Origin of the sequence: Zoogloea oryzae (assembly GCF_030161255.1) — a bacterium.
In the GTDB taxonomy this organism is placed as follows: domain Bacteria; phylum Pseudomonadota; class Gammaproteobacteria; order Burkholderiales; family Rhodocyclaceae; genus Zoogloea; species Zoogloea oryzae.
In genome coordinates this window covers 147,329-166,938 of record NZ_BSPX01000002.1, presented here as the reverse complement: position 1 = coordinate 166,938, position 19,610 = coordinate 147,329, and the positions used below count along the sequence as shown (strand labels likewise).

Here is a 19,610-nt window from a genome sequence, read left to right as displayed (position 1 = left end):
GTACGCCTGGCCGGGGGCGACTGGCTGGAGCCCGTCGACGCCCGCGCCCTGGAGGCCGGCGCCGGCCCGCTGCAGCTGCGCCTGCGCACCGACAGCCGGGCACTCGCCAGCGCGATGGAGGCCCTTGCCGCGAGCCCGGAGGGTGCCGCCCTGCTGGCGGACAGGCCGATCCCCGGCGCGGCGTTGGTCACGGCCCTGCTCAAGATGCTGGGTGAGGCCCCGGCCAGGCCACCGCAAGGCGTGCCACCCACGCCCCGCCTCGAAACCCCCGACACACCGCCCGGCAACGCGCCGATGGGCACGCCGCTACCCGCGTCGCTGGCCGCCTTCCACGCCTGGTGCGCCGCCTGCCATCTGAGCGCCGAGCAGTTTCCGCCCAACTTCCTGCAAGGGCCGCGGAGCGAATTGGAAGCCCGCATCCGCCAGTGCGCGCCGCGCATCTTCGTGCGTCTGGCGATGGCGCGCCGGATGCCCGCCACGCGGGAGAAGACGCCGATGCCACCCGAATCCATGCTGCCCGCCTTCGGCATCCATCCGGCCGCCTGGGCGGCGAGCCCCGAGCGGGCGGAGATGGAGGCCGTGGTCGCCACCATGCTGCGGCTCGAGACCGGCCGCGATCCCGACCCCGACGCGCTGCTGGCGGGCGGCTACGAATCCCTGCGTCCCTGCCTCGCCGCCGGGGCGCACTGAGAACAAACGGAGGCCATCATGCCCCACCGCGCCGTGCCGCCCACCTACCGCTGGAAGCGCCGATTCCTGATCCTCTTCGCCATTACCGTGGTGCTGCCGGCCACCGTCGTCCTGTGGCTCGTCGGGCGCTTCGGCGCCGATTCGCCGGTGGATTACGTGGACCCGGTGGAGCACTTCAAGTACGGATCGACCGGCGGCGAGCACGAGATGGGCTTTCCGTACTGGATCTGGCGCGCGTTGCCCGAGGTGTGCGGCCACCTGCTGCCGGGCAAGGGCTACGCGTCGCTGGGCATGCTCTACGAGACGAACCCCGACGGCAGCCCGAAGGATCTGCCGGTGGGCACCTCGAAGCGCCGTTACCAGGGCGTGGATCGGGTCTTCGTGAATTGCGCGGTGTGCCACACCAGCACCGTGCGCGCCGCGCCAGACCAACCGCCGCTGCTGGTGGCGGGCATGCCGGCGGCGCTGTTCAACATGCAGGGCTTCGAGACCTTCTTCTTCAACTGCGCGGCCGACCCCAAGTTTGCCAAGGAATACGTGATCCCCGAGATCCAGCGTCAGGGGGCGGACCTCGACCTGCTCGACCGCTACGTGGTGTATCCCCTCGCCATCGGCATCATGCGCGACCGGGTGCTGGCCCTGAAGGGGCGCTTCGACTGGGTGTATCGCCAGCAGCCCTGGGGGCCGGGGCGGGTGGATACCTTCAACTCGGCCAAGGTGATCTTCAACTTCCCGATGGATCACCTGCCGCCCGAGGAATTCGACGCCCCGGCGGACTTCCCGTCGATCTGGCTGCAGCGGCCGCGCCGCGAACCCCGGGCGATGGAGCTGCACTGGGACGGCAACAACACCGACATGACCGAGCGCAACAAGAGCGCCGCCTTCGGCACCGGCACCACGCCGCCGACCCTCGACGTGCATCGCATCCGGCGGGTGGAGGAGTGGATTCTGGAGGCCGAGCCGCCGCCCTTCACGCGCTTGTTTCCGGTGGATGCGGCGCTGGCCGCGCGCGGCGCGCCCATCTACAAGGAATACTGCGCCGACTGCCACGGCGCCTCCGGGCGCGATTTCAGCGGCGGTCAGGTGGGGCGGGTCACGCCGCTGGTGCAGATCGGCACCGACCGGCGCCGGCTCGATTCCTACACCTACACCCTGGCGGTCAATCAGGCCACGCTCTACGCCGATTATCCGTGGCGCTTCACCCAGTTCCGCAAGACCCACGGCTACGCCAACATGCCCCTCGACGGCATCTGGCTGCGCGCGCCCTACCTGCACAATGGCTCGGTGCCCAGCCTGCGCGACCTGCTGGAGCCTGCGGCCCGGCGCCCGGCGGTGTTCTGGCGCGGCAACGACGTGTTCGACCCGGTGAAGGTGGGCTTCGTGTCGAACCTGCCCGAGGCCGCCGGCAAGCCCTTCTTCCGCTTCGACACCACCCAGCCGGGCAACGGCAACGGCGGCCACGAGGGCCGGGCCTACGGCACCGAACTCCCGGCCGACGACAAGGCCGCCCTCGTCGAATTCCTCAAGACCTTCTGAACGGGAGGACGCCATGAACGCCCGATCTCTGGAAATCCGCCGCGCCGCCCTGAGTGCCGGGCTGCTGGCCCTGGTCTTGCTGGTGGTCGCGGGCATCTACCTGGGCTGGAGCCGGGGTTTCCGCGAGGAGCCGCAGCCCGCCTGGGTGTTCGAATCCGCCGACAGCCGCTTCAAGTACGGATCGATCGGCGCCGAGCACGACGCCGGCGTGCCGTACTGGATCTTCTACGTGCTGCCCCGGGTGTTCCCCGAGAAGTTCCGCCAGGACGGCAAGGTCGCCCCCGGTGGCTACGCGGCCCTGGGCGTGGCCTGGGAGCAGGGCCAGGAGCTGCCCGTCGGCTTCACCCGCAAGACCATCGGCTTTGCCCGGGTCGCCAACAACTGCGCGGCCTGCCACACCACCAGCTACCGCACGAGCCCGGATTCCAACCCGGTGTTCGTGGTGGGCGGACCCGGCCATACGGTGAATATCGAAAACTTCTTCCGCCTGCTGATCGACTGCGCCCGCGACCCGCGCTTCAACGCCGACATCCTGATGGCCGAGATCGACCGGGTGACCGACCTGGACATCATCGACCGGCTGCTCTACCGCTTCGTGATCATCCCGATCACCAAGAAGCGCCTGCTGGAGCGGGAGGCCCAGTTTGCGTGGATCTACCGCAGCGATTTTCCGGACTGGGGTCGTGGCCGGGACGACGGGATGAACCTCACCCGCTACTTCATGATCCGCGCGCCGATGGACGACGCCTTCGGCCCGGCTGACATCCCGGCGATATGGAACCTCGGCAAATATCACGCCGAGACCGGCCAGCTCCCCAACTACGCCGGCGACACCCATGACGTGCACTCGGTGATGGTCGATTCGGCCCTCGGCGTGCTCGGCGCCGCGCCGGCCAACAAGGTGGATTTTGCGGCCCAGGTGAAGTGGCTGGAGGATTACCTCTCGAAGCTGCCGCCGCCCAAGTATCCCTTCCCCATCGACGCCACCCGCGCCGCCGCCGGCAAGGCGGTGTTCGATGCCCACTGCGCCGCCTGCCACGCTAGCCCGCGCACCGGCACCCGGCTGCCGCTGGCCGAGGTGGGCACCGACCGCGGGCGTCTCGATACCTGGAACAAGGACGCCGCCATCAAGGCGAATCGCATCGTTGCGGAGATGGGCATCCAGCGACGCGGCCTGGTGGAGGAAGACCTGCCCGGCTACAAGATCCCCTTCCTCGACGGCATCTGGCTGCGCGGCCCCTATCTGCACAACGGTTCGGTACCCACGCTGCGCGATCTGCTGGAGCCGGCTGCCGACCGCCCCAAGGCCTTCTGGCGGGGCTACGACGTGTTTGATCCGGTGAAGGTGGGCTTCGTGACCGAAGGCGACGGGGCGAAGCAGGTCGGCACGCGGATGGACACCACCCAGCGGGGCAGCGGCAACCAGGGCCATGAGTTTGGCACCAACCTTGGCCGCGCCGACAAGGAGGCGCTGGTGGAATACCTGAAGACGCTCTAGCGCCTAGCGCAGCAGATAGGCCACGCCGACCACGATTGCCACGAGGGTGGCCACCAGCACCGCGCCAGCGGCCACATCCTTGACCACGCCGATCTCCGGGTGCTGGCCGGGGTGGAGGCGGTCGGCCAGGGTTTCGATGGCGGTGTTGGCCATCTCGGCCACCAGCACGAGCCCGACGGCCAGCCCGATCAGCGCCCACCACACGGCCGGGGCGCCGGTGAGGGTGAGGAAGATGACCACCGCCACCACGGCCACGCCGTGAGTGCGCATGCTGCGCTCGCGCCGGAAGGCCACGGCGATGCCGCTACGGGCATAGCCGAAGCGGCGCAGGAATCCTTGTCCTTTCATTCTTCCAACTCTACGCCAAGGCCTGCCGGGCCGCCAGCCTCGGGGCGTATGCCCGGCCGGCCGGTCGCGACACGAAAGTTTTTGATCCTGGTGGCTAAAGGAATCGGATTCATCTGTCGTTAAGGTGATAACTCCTCCATACCCGTATCGGGTTTGCGCTGACCGCCGGGGAGGCCTCCAGGCAGCAATCCTCTTCCGGCGGTCGCATTTTTCTTCCTCCCCGCTCCGTTCCCGTCCTGGCCCATGCCGGGCAGTGCCATTCGGCCGATCGAACGCCGGATGTTCACCTTTTCACACCTGATCTGCATGGCGGCGTGCCCTTGCGCACCCGGCCGTCGGCGAGACTCTGCTACAGTGCGCAGTCGCTGGCGCAGGCCGGCGTGATGGTCAATCGATCCGCATGAAAAAGACGCTCAAACTCTCTGTGCTGTGGCTCGCGCGCGCGCTGGGCCTGTTCGGTCTCTCCCGTCGCCTCACCCGTTCGAAGCTGCGCATCCTGTGCTACCACGGGGGCAACATCGGCGACGAGCGCCAGTTCAACCCGCTGCTGTTCTGCTCGGCCGAACACCTGGACGCCCGCGTGCGCTGGCTGAAGGACAAGGGCTTCACCGTGGTGCCGCTGGATGCGGCGGTGGATGGTCTTGCCACGCCCCAGGCCCGGCCCGCGCTGCCGGTGGTGCTGACCTTCGACGACGGCTGGTATTCCACCTATCAGGCCCTGCTGCCGGTGCTCGCCCGCCACGGTGTGCCCTCCACCCTTTACCTGTGCACCCAGTATTTCGAGCGCGGCAATCCGATCCCGCCGGTGGTGCTCAACTACATCCTCTGGAAATCCGGCAAGTCCGAGATCGATCTGGCCGGCTTCGGCCCCGGCATCGATGGCCATCATGTGCTGGCTGATCGCCCGGCCACGCGCAGGCTGGTGGAGGCCCTGGTCGAACAGCTCGACGCCATCGCCGACCCGGCCGCCAACCGGGCGCTGGTCGAGCGCTTTGCTGCTGCGGTGGGCGTGAGCGCTGCCGAGCTGGATCTTGGCTCGCGTCGTTTCGACTACATGACCCCGGACGAACTGGCCCGCATCCCGGGCCTGGGCTGCGCCATCGAGCTCCACGGCCACGTGCACCTCTACCCGGTGGGCGTGCCCCAGCGCCTGAAGGACGACCTTGCCGCCTGCGCCGCCGTGATCCGCGGCCAGGGGCTGCCGGAGCCGCGCCACTACTGCTACCCCAGCGGCGACTACGACCACAACGCCCACGCCGCGCTGCAGGAGATCGGCGTCAAGTCCGCCACCACCTGTCTGCCGGGCCTGATCGACACGGCGACGGGCCGGGATGTCTCCTACCTGCCGCGCTTCCTGGACGGCGAGCGCATCCACGCGCTGGAGTTCGAGGCCGAGATGAGCGGCTTTTCGGACTTCCTCAAGCGGCTGGCCGGGCGCGGCTGATCGTCTTTCGCCGTGACACGAATAAGCCAGGCCAGCGCCTGGCTTTTTTGTATTGCCCCGCTCACCAGCCGAAGCGCCGGCCGTACCAGCCCTTCATGGCCTGGATCAGCGCGGCGTAGCCCAGCAAAATGGCCGCCAGCCAGCCGAAGTAGGCGCCGGGCAGCGCCGTGAGCCGGAAGTAGTGCGCCAGCGGCCCCATCACGATGGCGATACCGGTGAGCACCGTGAATGCCGTCATCGCCGCCAGGGGCAGGGCAGGGCGGCTCTCCACAAAGGGCAGCTTGCGGGTGCGGATCATATGCACCACCAGCGTCTGGGAGAGCAGCCCCTCGACGAACCAGCCGGACTGGAACAGCGTCTGGGCGGCCGGCGTGGTGGCATGGAAGACGAACCACATCAGCCCGAAGGTGAGCAGATCGAAGATCGAGCTGATCGGCCCGAAGCACAGCATGAAGCGCCCCAGCCCTTCCACGTTCCAGTGCTGGGGCGTGCGCAGGGATTCCTCATCCACGTTGTCGAAGGGGATGCCGGTCTGGGAGATGTCGTAGAGCAGGTTCTGCAGCAGCAGGTGCATGGGCAGCATCGGCAGGAAGGGCAGGAACACGCTCGCCACCAGCACCGAGAACACGTTGCCGAAGTTGGAGCTGGCCGTCATCCGGATGTACTTGAGCATGTTGGCGAAGGTCTTGCGGCCCTCGCGCACGCCGTCGGCCAGCACCATCAGGCTCTTCTCGAGCAGGATGATGTCGGCGGTGTCCTTGGCGATGTCGGCGGCGCTATCCACCGAGATGCCGATGTCCGCCGCGTGCAGCGCCGGGGCGTCGTTGATGCCGTCGCCGAGAAAGCCCACCACGTGCCCGTTGGCCCGCAGCGCCCGCACCACGCGCTCCTTGTCGAGGGGCGACAGCTTGGCGAAGACGGTGGTGGCTTCCACCGCCTGGGCCAGCGCGGCGTCGTCCATCCCGGCCACCTGGCTGCCCTGCAGGGTGCCGGCGACATCGAGCCCGACCTCCCGGCACACCCGCGCGGTGACGAGCGCGTTGTCGCCGGTGAGCACCTTGGCGGTGATGCCGTTGGCGCGCAGGCTGGCGAGGGCCGGCGCGGCGCTGTCCTTGGGCGGGTCGAGGAAGGCGACGTAGCCGGCGAGGGTGAGACCGGCCTCGTCGGCCACGCTGCAGCGATCCTGGCCCGGCGGCAGGGGCTTGGTTGCCACGCCCACCACCCGCAGGCCGTCGGCGTTGAGGGTGTCGGTCTGCGCGCGGATGTGGGCGAGCAGCTCGGGCGTCAGGGGCTCGGTGGCATCGCCGCGGCGCACCGTGCTGCAGGCGGCCAGCATCTCCTCGATGGCGCCCTTGCAGATCAGCAGGTGCTGCGGGTCGCCGCCATCCTGCCGGGCCACCACCACCGACATGCGACGGCGCTGGAAGTCGAAGGGGATCTCATCCACCTTGCGGAAATCCCGCGCCGGATCGAGCCCGCCCAGCTCGTCGCCCCTGGCCAGCACGGCCACGTCGAGGAGGTTCTTGAGGCCGGTCTGGTAGTGGCTGTTGAGCCAGGCGTATTCCAGCACTTCAAGGGAGTCCTGCCCGTCGATGTCGGTGTGGCGCTGCAGGACGATGTGGTCCTGGGTGAGGGTGCCAGTCTTGTCGGTGCACAGCACGTCCATCGCCCCGAAGTTCTGGATCGCGTCCAGCCGCTTGACGATCACCTTGCGCCGCGACAGCAGCACCGCGCCCTTGGCGAGGGTGGAGGTGACCACCATCGGCAGCATCTCCGGCGTGAGGCCGATGGCCACCGACATGGCAAAAAGTCCGGCCTCCAGCCAGTCGCCCTTGGTGAGGCCGTTGGTGACGAAGACGATGGGCGTCATCACCGCCATGAAGCGGATCAGCAGCCAGCTCACCTTGTTCACGCCGGCCTGGAAGGCGGTGGGCGTCTGCTCGACAGCGGCGACCCGGTCGGCCAGGGTGCCAAAGTAGGTTTGGGCACCGGTGGCGAGCACCACGCCGGTGGCCGAGCCGCTGAGCACGGTGGTGCCCATGAAGGCGAGGCTGTCCATCTCCAGCGGGCTGGCTGCGGTGGCGCGGCGCTGGGTGTCGAACTTCTCGACCGGCAGGGCCTCGCCGGTCATCGCGCCCTGGCCCACGAAGAGATCCCGGGCCGACAGCAGGCGCAGGTCGGCAGGCACCAGATCCCCCGCCGACAGCACCACGATGTCGCCGGGTACCAGCTCGCGGGGGGCGATCTCGACGCAGCGCACGTTGCGCCCTTCCACCTCCACGTGGCGCGTCTCGACCGGGGCGGCGGGGTCGTCGGTCTGCCGTCGCAGCACCGTGGCCGTGCTGCTCACCATCGCCTTCAGGGCGTCGGCGGCGCGGCTGGAGCGCCGCTCCTGGACGAAGCGGATCAGCGTGGACAGCACCACCATGCAGCCGATCACGGTGGTCGCCTTCAGGTCGCCCGAATACCACGACGCCGCGGCGAGCACCGACAGCAGCAGGTTGAAGGGATCGACGTAGCAATGCCACAGATGCAGCCAAGCGGGCAGGGGCTTCTCGTGGAGGACCACGTTCTCGCCGGTGCGCCGGCGGATGCGGGCCGCCTGCTGGGCGTCGAGCCCGTCCGGATGGCTGTGCAGGCGGGCGAGCAGCTGATCCGGCGCTTCGGTGGCGGCAGCGGTGAGGGTGCGCGCCAGATCCGGCGGCACCGTCTTGCTGACCGGCGCGTGGCGGAACAGTTCGAAGCTGAAATGGCGCAGGAAGTGCCGGGCGGCGCGGCGCCGCTGCAGGCGGGAGACGAAATGGGCGCGCAGGCGCGATGGCTTCATCGGAAGAGCCCTGGTCAAGCCTTGACTCTACGCCGATCAGGCCCGCGCCGCCGTACGCTTGCGCACGTAGCGGGCGGGGGCTATTCGCCCCTGAACACCGGCTTGCGCTTCTCCCGGAAGGCCTGCACGCCCTCGGCGTAATCGCGGCTGTTGTACACCACCCGGCGCAGGCCCTGGATGCGCTCGAAGTCCTCCGGCGACATGGTGTGGGCGCCGGCCAGGATGCGCAGCTGCTCCTTCATCACCGCGATGGACAGCGGCGCATTGGCGGCGATGCGGTGGGCCATGGCGTAGGTGACGGTCTCGAGTTCGGCCTTGTCCACCACCTTGTTGATCACGCCCAGGCTGCACAGGCGCTCCACCGACAGCGGATCGGCGGTGAACAGCATCTCCTTGGCGATGTTGAGCGGCGCGGCGTTGAGGAAGGTGAGCAGGCCGCCCACGTTGTAGGGCACGTTGAGGCGGGCCGGCGTGGCGGCGAAGGTGGCGTCGCTGGCCGCCACGATCAGGTCGCAGGCGAACACGGTTTCGCAGGCGCCGCCCCACACGCTGCCTTCGATCATCGCGATCACCGGCGCCGGAAACAGCTCGATCTCGCGGATCAGCTTCCGCATCGGATCGCGCCAGGCCAGCGGGTCGAGCCCAGCGGCGGGCAACTGGTCGATGTCGTGCCCCGCCGACCACACCTTGCTGCCCGGCTTCGCCCGCAGCACCACGCAACGCACCCCCGCCGAGCGGAAGGATTCCAGCGCCGCGGTGAATCCGTGGACCATCTCTTCGCAGAAGGCGTTGCGCCGGTGGTCGCGGTCGAGGGTGATGGTGCCGATGTTGTCGGCAATGGCGAGCAGCAGCATGGCAGGGCCTCGTGGTCGAAAGGCAGATGATAACCAGCGCGGCCCCGCTTGGCCGGCGTGGCGGTGCGGAAGCCGCCAAAAGCAAAAGGCCAGCCCTCGTGAGGCTGGCCTAAGTGCTTGATGCGTATGGTGGGCCCAACAGGACTTGAACCTGTGACCAAGCGATTATGAGTCGGCAAAAATGAGGGTTTGACAAGCATAGACAAGAATCCTCAAAACCTCTGAGATTGGCGTAAATGCTGGGTTTTTCGGCTTTTTCCATCTGGTTGCATCATAGACAGGAATGGACGAAAATCGATTTTATTCCTTCCCCAGTCCTTCCCAGGGTCGCCGTCATGCCCCGACAAAGACTTACGCTTCCCCGCATCGCAGCCTTCAAGCCCAAGTCAGAGGGCTTCCTTTGGGATGAGGACGCCCCCCAACTCGCGGTTCGTGTCCGCGCCTCTGGCTCGAAAAGCTTCATCTTCCAAAGTGGTCTCGGCTACCGGGACATCCGTATCACCATCGGCAGCGTGGATGCGTGGACGATCGAGGCGGCCCGCGAGGAGGCTCGCCGGTATCAGCGGATGATCGACGAAGGGAAAGACCCCCGGGACGTGCTGCGCCAGGAGGTGGAGGCACGCAAGGTCGACGAGGCTGCCCGTCAGGCTGCGGCAGACATCGAGAAGGAGGAGTTACGCCGCCAAGCCGTGACCGTGGGCGAAGCCTGGGCCGCCTACGTGGCCGCCCGCTCCCACAAGTGGGGCGACTCCCACAAGCGCGACCACGAGAAGGCGATCCTGCCCGGTGGCGAGCGGATCACCCGGGGGCGGAAGAAGGGACAGGGGGAATACTCGCTGCCGGGCATGGTGCATTCCCTCTTGCTCGAGCCCCTGAAGGATCTGACGCCCGAGCGGGTGACCATCTGGATGCAGGAGAACAACGCCCGCGGGGCGACCGAGGCGGCGAAGAACTTCCGCCTGCTGCGCGCCTTCCTGAACTGGTGCGCCGAGCGCCCCGAGTACGTCGGCGTCGTCCGCCCGGATGCCTGTACCACGTCCGAGGTGAAGGATCACGTGAAGGCGGTCAAGGCGAAGGGCGACAGCCTGCAGCGGGAGCAGCTGGCGCTGTGGTTCGAACACGTCCGCCAGCTGGGCAACCCGGTGCATGCCGCCTATCTGCAGGCCGCGCTGCTCACCGGCGCCCGCCGGGAGGAGCTGACGGGCCTGCGCTGGGAGGACGTGGACTTCCAGTGGAAGAGCCTCACGATCCGGGACAAGGTGGAGGGGCAGCGCGTCATCCCGCTGACGCCCTACGTGGCCGCACTGCTTGCAGCGCTACCGCGCAGGACGGTGATCCGGGACGGGGAAAAGATTTCCCTGCCGTGGGTGTTCTCCAGCCCCTCTGCGGCATCCGGCCGGCTGCAGGAGCCGCTGAAGCCCCACAAGAATGCGATGGCAGCCGCCGGCCTGCCGCCGTTCTCCCTGCATGATCTGCGCCGCAGCTTCGGCACCCTGGCGGAGTGGGTTGAATGTCCTGTCGGCGTTGTTGCCCAGATCCAGGGGCACAAGCCGTCGGCCCTGGCCGAGAAGCACTACCGGCGCCGGCCGCTCGATCTGCTGCGCATGTGGCACGTGAAGATCGAGGCGTGGATTCTGGAGCAGGCCGGCATCCAGCAGCCGGGCGAGGATCAGGCACCGGGGCTGCGGGTGGTGGGCTGAGCGTGAATTGTAAAGCGAGGATTTACGGTTTATGATTGTCTCGTTCCGCCACAAGGGGCTGGAAACCTTCTTTCTGACCGGTAAGCAGGCTGGCATTCAGCCGATTCACGCCAAGCGCCTGCGGGACATGCTGACCGCGCTGAATGCCGCCGCGGGCCAGGAAGACCTCGCCCGCCCGTCCTGGCGCCTGCACGCATTGTCCGGAGACCGCGCCGGCTTCCTTGCCATGACGGTGCAAGCCAACTGGCGGCTTGTGTTCCGCTTCGAGGGCGGAAACGTGGAACTGCTCGACTATCTGGATTACCACTGAGGCCCAACACATGGACATGCACGACCCTTCGACCCCTGGTGAAATCCTGGCCGGCTGGCTGGAAGACCTCTCCATGAGCGTGACGGCCTTCGCCGCCCATGTCGGCATCAGCCGCGTCATGCTCTCCCGCATCTTGAATGGTCACGCCGCCGTTACCGCCGACATGGACCTGCGCCTGCATGAGGCCCTCGGCACTTCGCCCGGCTACTGGCTGCGCCTGCAGACGCAGCGTGATCTGTGGGCCGCCAGCCAGCGCGCCAAGGATCGGCCTCCCGTGGCCCGCATCGCAGCCTGACCGAGCACCGCCGCCGCGTTGTCGAGCCGCCCGGGCTATGTTTGTCGAAACTGAGTTCTTGCTACCAATTTGGTAGCGTGCTAGATTAAGACATGCACATCATTGCACTGAAGGCGCTACGCGAGTTTTGGGAGAAACATCCGCAGGCTGAAACACCATTGCGGGCTTGGTACGCAGAAGCGAGCCGGGCTGACTGGAAGGTTCCGGCGGACATCAAGGCCGCTCACCGGAACGCCAGTTTCCTGCCCAACAACCGGGTGGTGTTCAACATCAAGGGCAATGATTTCCGGCTGGTGGTGGCCGTTCGTTACACCTCCACCATGATGTTCATCCGCTTCGTGGGCACCCATGCCGAGTACGACCGGATAGACGCCGAGACCATCTAGGAGCTGCAATGTACCTGAAGCCCATCCGAACCGAAGTCGAGCACGCGAAGGCACTGGCAGAGATTGAACGCTTGTGGGACGCCCCGGAAGAGAGCGTGGAGGCTGACCACCTGGAGGTGCTCACCATGCTGGTGGAGGCCTACGAGAAAGTACACTTTCCCATTGAGGCACCCGACCCCATCGCCTACCTCGAGTACATCATGGATGTGCGGGAACTGACGCGCAAAGACCTCGAGCCGTACATCGGGCCGCGGGGCAGGGTGGCCGACATCATGAACCGGACCCGCCCCCTGTCCGTGGCGATGATCCGCCGGCTGTGCAGCGGCCTGGGGCTACCTGCAGACGTGTTGATTCAGCCGTACGCGCTGCGAGAGGTCGTCGCGGCCTGACCGAGTTTTACCGCCGCCTGAGGCTACAGGCAAAGCGGGCCGAACGGATGTTGGAGCATCCGCCGGCCCTAATCACAAACCGATCTACTAAGGAGATCAGCCGTGACTACCCAGAAGTCTACTATCGGACGTTCCGTTTTGTTTGATTCTGTGCATTTTCAGGTCGTCGAATGCAACAAATCGAACGTGCGCACTAGCATGGATGGCCTGATGGCCATCTTGGCAGAGCGCCACCGCGCGAAAGTCTGCCTCCGGGCGCAGTGCGCGCAAGAGGAACAGGCAGCCAACTGCACGTGCGTTTTTTGTTCCGCGGAGGTGCAGCGGGAGAGGTTCGGTGCGACCTTCGAAGAGATGCGCGCCATCGACGCAAAGACGGCCGAAAAGGAGAGGGCACGCGAGCAATTGCGATACGCCCGGGCCATGCTGGCTTATGAGCGGATTCGGCACGACCACCGGAAATCTGTCGCGATCAGGGGGCTACGATGAGCGCCCGCGTGGAGGTCCGGCCGTCTGCGGCTTCCGTCTTCGACGGTGAGACTGACGCCTGCCAGCAGTTACTGGGCCTGTTCGGCGCCAAGCAGATGAGGTCTATCGTTAGCTCGTGCTTGCGGCTGGGTCAGCTGGACTTCGACAGCTTGGCCCGCCTGCAGGCCAGTGACCCTGAGGCCTTCAGTGGCGAATACGGGGCGGCGGATGATCTGCTTGCCTGGGCTCACAAGGTCAAGGATCTAGCAGATCAGATATTCATCCGGGTGGCCTTCGCCAAGGCGGATTGGGATTGATGTGATGGCCGGGAGCTCTTCACCAGATCTCCCGGCTGCATCTCGCCGTGTAGAGAACAATGAAAAAGCTGCCCAGACTCCCGGAGTACCCGACGCTTGATGAGGTCGCAGCATGGCTGACGGGCGCCTCGGATGAGGCCTGGAGCCCGTCTGCGGTACTGTCGAGGTTGTTGGAGTGGGATAGGCCTGAGATCCTGCCAGATGGAACAGTGCGCCAATCACGGGTAGCCACGTCCCGAGAAGTGTGGGTGGTGGTGCCCCCAGGGGAGGCAATGACTGCTCAAGTTGACGGCGCCGAAGTGGTGACTCGAGGGGGCCTGCTGGCATACATCCTTGAGCCGATTGATTTGTTTGTCTCGACTGTTTGGCACTGCGGCGAGGCGGTCGCCCTCAATGGGGTGAGCACCCAAGCTGGTGAGCGCTTTCACGTGACCCGACGTTTTTCGGTGCACGATATCCGCATCCCGAGAAACGACGCATTCCAGTTGCTTTCCGCGTTCGACCAGTTGGTGCTTGAACTGGACCGTGGGGAGCACCCCGATTTGGCGCGGCGGGTGGATGAAGTTCGTCCGGTATCTGAGGGGCGTGGGTTGATTCGCGCTATCCAGCCCGAGTTGCCCACCGCCGTCGCAGTTGAGGTGGAGCTTCTCGGCGAGGAGGGGGAATTGGCTGGCTTGCCCGACGACGGTACTCGGGACGCCAGCTTGCTAGTCCGTCCGGCTTCCACGCCGAGAAAATCAAAACCTGATGCCCTGGATCATGCCATCGATGTCGGTTTGATTGCGTACGAGAAACATCATGGTGTGAAACCGAGCATCAGAGCTCTCTTCGACTGGTTGGCTACTCGTGACGAAACCAAGACCATTGTTGAGTATAACGAGGATAGAGATGTGCTGACCTGGAGGCGTGCTGATATGGGCCTAAGCGACACTGGTTTCAAGGCATTTCAGAACCGCAAACCCACAGCACGCTCCCGACAAGGAAAGTCCCGGGTGAGTCCCGGCTGAGTCCCTCGCGGGATTTAGCCGGGATGCCACCCCGTAAAGCTGTCGCTACTCCAATGCACACGAGGAAGCGACAATGCAAACCAAGGACCCGCGGAACTACAGTTCCAGCCGCGCCGCGACTGTCTTAGGAATCAGGGCTCCCAGCCTCTCGACAGCCCTATACCGTAACGGCCATTACTGCGGCATCCGTCCTGCCCGCCTGCCTAACGGCCGTCTGCTGTGGCCAGCAGATGAAGTCGACGCTCTGGCATCCGGCGCTCGCGCAGATGAAGCGCCCAACGCTGGAGCCCGCCTTGCCGCTGGCCGCATCCGCGTATCTGCAGACGAGGTGTCAAAATGAGCGCGCCCGCCAAGAACCGTGGGGACGGGGGCGGGCGCGAGGTGATGCCCAGCGAGTGTAATGCCAAAAGCCAGGGCGTGGGGACGTACCCGCGCCCGAGCTCGGTCAAGGGGCGCGTCCTCGCAGCCCTGCTGGCCGGTGCAGAGCTGACACACCTGGACTGCTGGGAGCAGTTTGGCAGCTCTCGACTGGCCCACCACGTGCACATGCTCCGCGATGGTGGGGCGGGGTGGCCCATCAAAGCCGTTGAGCGGCCGGTGCCAACCTCCGACGGCCGTCAGGCCACCATAGCCTTCTACAGGCTGCCAAAATCGACGATCGACCAAGCAGGCGAAGCCGGGGCGGCCTACATCGCCGCGGTGGCTGCGGCCAGGGGGCGGACATGATTGCGGTCATGATCACTGGGCGACTCCTTGCGCCTGCCCAGATGCGCAGCGACGGCCCCAGCGGCCAGCCCTTCGCCACCGCGCGCTTGCGAGTCCGGCAGGACGGGGGAGATTGCGTCACTGTCTTTGTCTCAGCCGCCGACAGCGCCGTTGTGCGCACGCTGCTGGCGGCCGAATCTGGCGCAACGCTGACGCTCGGCGGAGAGCTCACCGTGGCCGTCTGGCAGCCTGAGGATGGATCGCCTCCACGTCCGTCGTTGCGCCTGCACGCCGACCAGATCGTCGTGCTCCGGCAGCCCCGTCGACGCATCCGCCAGCCGCGAGAGGAAGGCGGGGTGTCCCCATGAGCCACGTTGATGATTTTGGTCGAGTGGTCGGAAGGGTGGTAGCCGCCATGAGCGTGGGGGCAGCTGATCGATTGAGCGACGAGACGCTACTCGCATTCCTCGGGGTCGTCGGCTCCAGCGACAGACTGCCTGATGACCTCAAATCCGTGCTCGCCGCGGTGGTGGCCGAGCTTCTACTGCGGCCGATCGACGCTGCGGATGTCCCCGTCGCCCCCCCTGCATGGACGCACTGACATGGCCCGCATTCGAACCATAAAGCCGGAGTTTTGGACATCGGAGCAGGTCATGGAGTGTTCGCCGAACGCTCGGCTGCTGTTCATCGGTCTATGGAATTTCTGCGACGACGCGGGCATCCATCCCGCCAGTCCGAAGACCCTGAAGGCCGAGATTTTTCCGTCCGACGATATCTCTGCATTGGAAGTGCGCGGCCTCGTCGACGAACTGATCGAACAGGGCTTACTGGAGAAGTACGAGGTAGCTGGGCAGCACTACTGGGTCGTTACGGGCTGGCACCATCAGCGGATCGATCAGCCGACGTTCAAGCATCCCCGGCCCGATGGCACTGTGCCTGCGGGCGCCGCGCGTCGGCGCGCAGAGAGACGGCAAGAGGCCTCAACTGAGCATGTTCGCCAACCGTTCGTCGAACACATTGAGAACGTTCGTCGAACACTCGGTGAGTGTTCACCCCCGGAATGGAATGGAAGGGAAGGGAGCCGACATGGAGACGATATCCCCCCCTTAGTCCCCCCCGAGGGGGGAAGCCCAGTTTGTTCGGCAAAAAAGCGAGAAGCCCGCCAGCAGACGAACTTTGCTGACTGGTGCGATGACGTGAAGGCCAAGGGCGAGAAGTTCATCTCCGATTACCGGCCCGTCTGGGACTACGCCGGCAAGGTTGGGCTCCCCGAGGAGTTCGTCATGCTGGCCTTCCAGGTCTTCAAGGACCGCTACCAGAACACCGAGAAGGGCAAGCGCAAGCGTTACCGCGACTGGCGCCTCGCCTTCCTCAACGCCATCAAGGCCGACTGGTTCCACCTGTGGCGCGCCGATGGGGGCGGGGGCTACTGCCTCACCAGCGCGGGGCAGCAGGCCGAGCTTGAGCACCGGAGGGCTGCCTGATTGGCCAGTTCCGTGCCTGGCTGGCGGGCAGTCCCCCAGCGGACCGCCCGGGCCGCCGCGGCGCTGCTCCGGTCCTCGGCAAGCGTTCCCGATTCAAATCTGAATGCCGAAACCCTTAGCTGGCGCGGGCTGCAAGGCGCTCTCCGGTGGCCTTCAGCCCGCCAGCACGAGTGGTGAATCGCGAAATTTAGCTTTCCCTCTGCACGTCGTGAACGTCGAATTAGCTAATCCGAAATCCTGACGGAGTTCAAAAAATGGCCAAGCCCCCTCTCCCCGGTCGCGCTGCAGCCTTCGCTGCGATCCGGCAACACCTGGCAACCCACGGACGCAGCGGCGTCATGGACCTCCGCGCCGAGCATTGGGAGCACGTTCCGGTCGCCACCTGGTACAACTGGGTTGCCCAAGCCAAGAGCGCCAAGCCGACTGCGGCTGACTTGGCCGTTGCTCGAGATGCGCTCCGTCGCAGCCTTGCAGACCCGGCGGCGCTCTCGCAAACGATTGCACCTGCCACCATGCCCGCCAGCGAATCCGCCGACGGCCTCACCCCGGGCGAAGCCCGACGCAGCCTCAACCTGATCGGGCGCCTGGAAGAGCTCTGGCAGGACTGCCTCATGGTGCGCCGGCATGCGATCAAGCACAACGACGCCGGAGGCGAGGACATCAAGCTCCTGAAGGCCTTCTGCCAATCGGTCAACATGCGCAACGGCATCATTGGCAACGTCTTGGCGGCCCTGGATAAGCTGTGGAACATGCAGAAGATGCAGGACTTCCATGACGCGGTGATCGATGAGGTGCGGCGAGAGAGCCCTGAGTGCGCTGCGCGCATCGTGGCGCGGATGGCGCGACTTTCGGCTGCCACCGGCGTCCAGGACGACGGGGCGAGGGTCTGACCATGAATCAGCGTGTCGGAATTGATGTTCAGGCGAACATCCAAGGCGTTCAGCAGGCGGCCAACACCACGGCCGCCGGCGTCGACAACATCGGCAAGTCCGCCGGCAGGGCGTCGGTGCGGATCAAGGATCTCGAGAAGAACGTCATCGCGCTGATCCAGCGCCTTGACCAACTCGGGAAGGCTGGCGGCAAGGGCTTTGGCGTGCCCGGCCGGATGATGCCCGGTGCGCCATCCGGCCCCGGCGTGGCGCCGGCCCCGCTTGTGCCGCTGCCCGTGCCGGTGGTGCCGCATGCGCCCATGCACCCACCGATGGCGCCGTCGCGCCTTGGGGCGGGGTATGGCTACAACTTCGGCCGCTTTGCCCATGCGGGGATTAACCAGAGCCTGAGCGGGCTTGGTCAGATGGCCGGCACGCCTGGCGCGGCTTCGGTGCTGTCGGGTGGCCTGCGCTTCGGCCTGCAGGGCATGCTGTTTGCTGGGCTGGGCGCCTCCATTTCGGCGCTCGTGAAAGGGCACGAAATTGCCACGCACGAAGCCCACACCATCGACTTTCTGAAGCGCCAGTTGGGCGATGTCGGAGTGAACTTCAACACCCTGCGGGACATGAACCGCGGCGCGTCGGCAGGCTTTGGCCTGAGCAGCGTCGAGTCGGCGACCTACGCCCGGCAGTTCGCCCGCGGCGGCAACCTGCGGGGCATGAGCGGGCTGCAGGACGAGCTCCGTAACGCCTACGGCTTCAGTCGGGCCTACGGCATGGACCCGGGCGCCGGCGTGGGCTTCTTTTCCTCGATGCGCGGCATCCGCGTGACCATCGACGAGACCAGCAGCAAGCGGCTGGCCGCCACCCTGGCCGAGAGCATCGAGAAGGGCGGCAACGCGGCGCAGGCGCAGGAGGTGATGGCTGCGGTGCAGCAGTTCGCCACCAGCATGGCGCGGCAGACCCTCACCATGCCCAACCTGGAGGCCTTCGCCGGCGGCATCTCGTCCCTGACCCGCCTGAAGCTGCCGGGCCTGGATGCGCAGGGTGCCGGATCGCTGCTGATGCAGGCCGACCAAGCCATGCGCCAGGGCGGTGCCAAGGGCGAGGCCTCGCTGAACGTGGCCTATTCCGCTCTGTCGCAGGCGAACCCGGGCATCTCGGCCTTCGGCGCCAAGGCAATGATGGGCCTTGGTCTGTTCGGCACCGGCAAGGATCTGGCGTCCTCACCCTGGGGCCGGATGACTGGCTTCAAGAGCACGGGTTCGATGACCAACTTCGAGGCCGTGCGCAACCTCATCAAGGCGAACTACGGGGACAAGCCCGAGGTGTTCGCCGCATCCCTGCAAGGCTTCTTTGGCCTGAATGAACAGCAGGCCGCGGTGATGGCGGGCTTCACCCCCGACCAGCTGGGGGGGATCGCGCGAATGACGAAGCGGCGCGGGATCGACTTCGGCAAGATCAACAGCGCCGGCATGCAGTCGCTGGCGAGTGTCGCCGCGGCCCGCAACATGGGCGATCTGCTCCCGACGATCCACTCCGTGCGTGACCGCAAGGACATCGGCGAGGCCGACCGCAAAGCCCTGAAGGCGGCGCTGGACACCGGTGACTTCGGAAAGGTGCAAGACACCCTGACCGACATCCTGTCCCGCGCCGATCAGGAGATGAGCGAAGGCAAGAAGTCGCTCGAGGTGCAGAAGCAGATGGAGACGGCCTTGGCGCGGCTAGGCGACGGGCTCATCCCGGCCACCAACATGATCCGTGACGGCGTGGGGCGGCTGGTGAACGTGTTCGCCGGCGACTCCGAGGAGGCCCGCGCCTATACCGCCGAGCGGAAACGGCTGAAGGATCAGGCCGACTTTGAAGACACCCTGAAGGGGCAGGTGGAGCGGGGGGAAATCTCGCCGGAGACCGCCAACAAGATCCTCCGGCGCGACACCGGCTGGAAAGGCGCAGCCATCGACGATGCGCTCCTGGACGCCGTGCGCAAGACGGAAAGCGGCGGCAACCGGCTGGCCGTCTCCAAGGCGGGCGCCAAGGGGCCGTATCAGCTGATGGACGACACCGCCAAGCGATTTGGCGTGCTCAATCCGTTTGACGAAGCCTCCGCACGAAAAGGCGCCAGCGACTACCTGAACCTGCTTCACCGGCGCTACAAGGGCGACATGCGAAACACCCTCATGGCCTACAACTGGGGGGAGGGCAACATGGATGCGTGGCTGAAGACGCGTCGCGGCTTGAAAGGGCAGGCGATGCCGACCGAGACGCAGCAATACGCCGACAAGGTGCTGCGCAACATGGGTGGCAACGTGGCCGACTACGATCCGGGCGCGGCTGCCCGGCGGGCAAGGGCCGGCAAGCCTGAGCCAGTGGACGTGCGCAGCAGCGTCGAGGTGACGCTGCGCGACCCGCAGGGGCGCCCGATCGCCCCGTCCGCAATTGCGAGTGGTCGCCGGGTGCCGGTGCCGGAAGGGCGCGAGGGCTGA

The 19,610-nt window shown here is 66.4% G+C and carries 20 protein-coding genes and 1 pseudogene; 18 read left to right on the top strand and 3 right to left on the bottom strand.

What is annotated here, in order from left to right; all coding sequences use genetic code 11:
• The 3 genes and pseudogenes from QQK25_RS01960 to QQK25_RS01950 form a co-directional block, all read left to right on the top strand.
• Window positions 1-690: pseudogene (locus tag QQK25_RS01960) on the top strand (hypothetical protein); the annotation flags it as partial.
• An 18-nt stretch (window positions 691-708) separates the two neighbouring features.
• Window positions 709-2,226 (top strand): c-type cytochrome, encoded by a 1,518-nt coding sequence (locus QQK25_RS01955; protein WP_284186495.1) that lies wholly within the window; start codon window positions 709-711, stop codon window positions 2,224-2,226.
• A 13-nt stretch (window positions 2,227-2,239) separates the two neighbouring features.
• Window positions 2,240-3,724 carry a c-type cytochrome gene (locus QQK25_RS01950; protein WP_284186494.1) on the top strand — a complete coding sequence of 495 codons (1,485 nt, stop codon included), beginning with the start codon at window positions 2,240-2,242 and terminating at the stop codon, window positions 3,722-3,724.
• 3 nt (window positions 3,725-3,727) lie between these two features.
• On the opposite strand, the gene QQK25_RS01945 is transcribed toward QQK25_RS01950, so the two are convergent.
• Window positions 3,728-4,072, bottom strand: a complete 345-nt coding sequence (locus QQK25_RS01945; RefSeq protein WP_284186493.1) for a diacylglycerol kinase — start codon at window positions 4,070-4,072, stop codon at window positions 3,728-3,730.
• A gap of 400 nt (window positions 4,073-4,472) precedes the next feature.
• Here QQK25_RS01945 and QQK25_RS01940 point away from each other — a divergent pair, with 400 nt between their 5' ends.
• Entirely contained in the window at window positions 4,473-5,516 is a 1,044-nt protein-coding gene (locus QQK25_RS01940; RefSeq protein WP_284186492.1) for a polysaccharide deacetylase family protein, read from the top strand.
• Window positions 5,517-5,577: 61 nt separating this feature from the next.
• Here QQK25_RS01940 and mgtA read toward each other — a convergent pair whose 3' ends face one another.
• Both mgtA and scpB read right to left on the bottom strand, forming a co-directional pair.
• Complete coding sequence (gene mgtA, locus QQK25_RS01935; protein WP_284186491.1) at window positions 5,578-8,343, bottom strand: magnesium-translocating P-type ATPase; 2,766 nt, start codon at window positions 8,341-8,343, stop codon at window positions 5,578-5,580.
• 80 nt (window positions 8,344-8,423) lie between these two features.
• Window positions 8,424-9,197 (bottom strand): methylmalonyl-CoA decarboxylase, encoded by a 774-nt coding sequence (scpB, locus tag QQK25_RS01930; protein WP_284186490.1) that lies wholly within the window; start codon window positions 9,195-9,197, stop codon window positions 8,424-8,426.
• A 335-nt stretch (window positions 9,198-9,532) separates the two neighbouring features.
• On the opposite strand from scpB, the gene QQK25_RS01925 reads away from it, so the two are divergent.
• The 14 genes from QQK25_RS01925 to QQK25_RS01860 all read left to right on the top strand — a co-directional run bounded on the left by QQK25_RS01925 (window position 9,533) and on the right by QQK25_RS01860 (window position 19,610).
• Window positions 9,533-10,897 carry a tyrosine-type recombinase/integrase gene (locus QQK25_RS01925; protein WP_284186489.1) on the top strand — a complete coding sequence of 455 codons (1,365 nt, stop codon included), beginning with the start codon at window positions 9,533-9,535 and terminating at the stop codon, window positions 10,895-10,897.
• 31 nt (window positions 10,898-10,928) lie between these two features.
• Entirely contained in the window at window positions 10,929-11,207 is a 279-nt protein-coding gene (locus QQK25_RS01920) for a type II toxin-antitoxin system RelE/ParE family toxin (protein ID WP_284186488.1), read from the top strand.
• A gap of 10 nt (window positions 11,208-11,217) precedes the next feature.
• A complete protein-coding gene (locus QQK25_RS01915) occupies window positions 11,218-11,502 on the top strand; it encodes a HigA family addiction module antitoxin (protein ID WP_284186487.1) in 285 nt (94 codons plus the stop codon).
• A gap of 92 nt (window positions 11,503-11,594) precedes the next feature.
• Window positions 11,595-11,888, top strand: coding sequence for a type II toxin-antitoxin system HigB family toxin (locus QQK25_RS01910; protein WP_284186486.1), 294 nt, complete (start codon window positions 11,595-11,597; stop codon window positions 11,886-11,888).
• A gap of 8 nt (window positions 11,889-11,896) precedes the next feature.
• Window positions 11,897-12,277 carry a helix-turn-helix domain-containing protein gene (locus QQK25_RS01905; protein ID WP_284186485.1) on the top strand — a complete coding sequence of 127 codons (381 nt, stop codon included), beginning with the start codon at window positions 11,897-11,899 and terminating at the stop codon, window positions 12,275-12,277.
• A gap of 102 nt (window positions 12,278-12,379) precedes the next feature.
• Window positions 12,380-12,763, top strand: coding sequence for a hypothetical protein (locus QQK25_RS01900; protein WP_284186484.1), 384 nt, complete (start codon window positions 12,380-12,382; stop codon window positions 12,761-12,763).
• Window positions 12,760-13,059 carry a hypothetical protein gene (locus QQK25_RS01895; protein ID WP_284186483.1) on the top strand — a complete coding sequence of 100 codons (300 nt, stop codon included), beginning with the start codon at window positions 12,760-12,762 and terminating at the stop codon, window positions 13,057-13,059. The genes QQK25_RS01900 and QQK25_RS01895 overlap by 4 nt, the downstream gene beginning before the upstream one ends.
• Before the next feature lie 59 nt (window positions 13,060-13,118).
• Window positions 13,119-14,066, top strand: a complete 948-nt coding sequence (locus tag QQK25_RS01890; protein ID WP_284186482.1) for a hypothetical protein — start codon at window positions 13,119-13,121, stop codon at window positions 14,064-14,066.
• A gap of 336 nt (window positions 14,067-14,402) precedes the next feature.
• Window positions 14,403-14,792, top strand: coding sequence for a helix-turn-helix domain-containing protein (locus QQK25_RS01885; RefSeq protein ID WP_284186481.1), 390 nt, complete (start codon window positions 14,403-14,405; stop codon window positions 14,790-14,792).
• Complete coding sequence (locus tag QQK25_RS01880; protein ID WP_284186480.1) at window positions 14,789-15,139, top strand: hypothetical protein; 351 nt, start codon at window positions 14,789-14,791, stop codon at window positions 15,137-15,139. The genes QQK25_RS01885 and QQK25_RS01880 overlap by 4 nt, the downstream gene beginning before the upstream one ends.
• Window positions 15,136-15,372 (top strand): hypothetical protein, encoded by a 237-nt coding sequence (locus tag QQK25_RS01875; RefSeq protein ID WP_284186479.1) that lies wholly within the window; start codon window positions 15,136-15,138, stop codon window positions 15,370-15,372. Before QQK25_RS01880 ends, QQK25_RS01875 begins: the two co-directional genes overlap by 4 nt.
• Before the next feature lies 1 nt (window position 15,373).
• The gene (locus QQK25_RS01870) at window positions 15,374-16,255 is read left to right on the top strand and encodes a hypothetical protein (protein ID WP_284186478.1); all 882 of its coding nucleotides are present in this window, start codon (window positions 15,374-15,376) and stop codon (window positions 16,253-16,255) included.
• Between the two features lie 338 nt (window positions 16,256-16,593).
• Window positions 16,594-17,145 carry a hypothetical protein gene (locus QQK25_RS01865; protein ID WP_284186477.1) on the top strand — a complete coding sequence of 184 codons (552 nt, stop codon included), beginning with the start codon at window positions 16,594-16,596 and terminating at the stop codon, window positions 17,143-17,145.
• Window positions 17,146-17,147: 2 nt separating this feature from the next.
• Window positions 17,148-19,610, top strand: coding sequence for a transglycosylase SLT domain-containing protein (locus QQK25_RS01860; protein WP_284186476.1), 2,463 nt, complete (start codon window positions 17,148-17,150; stop codon window positions 19,608-19,610).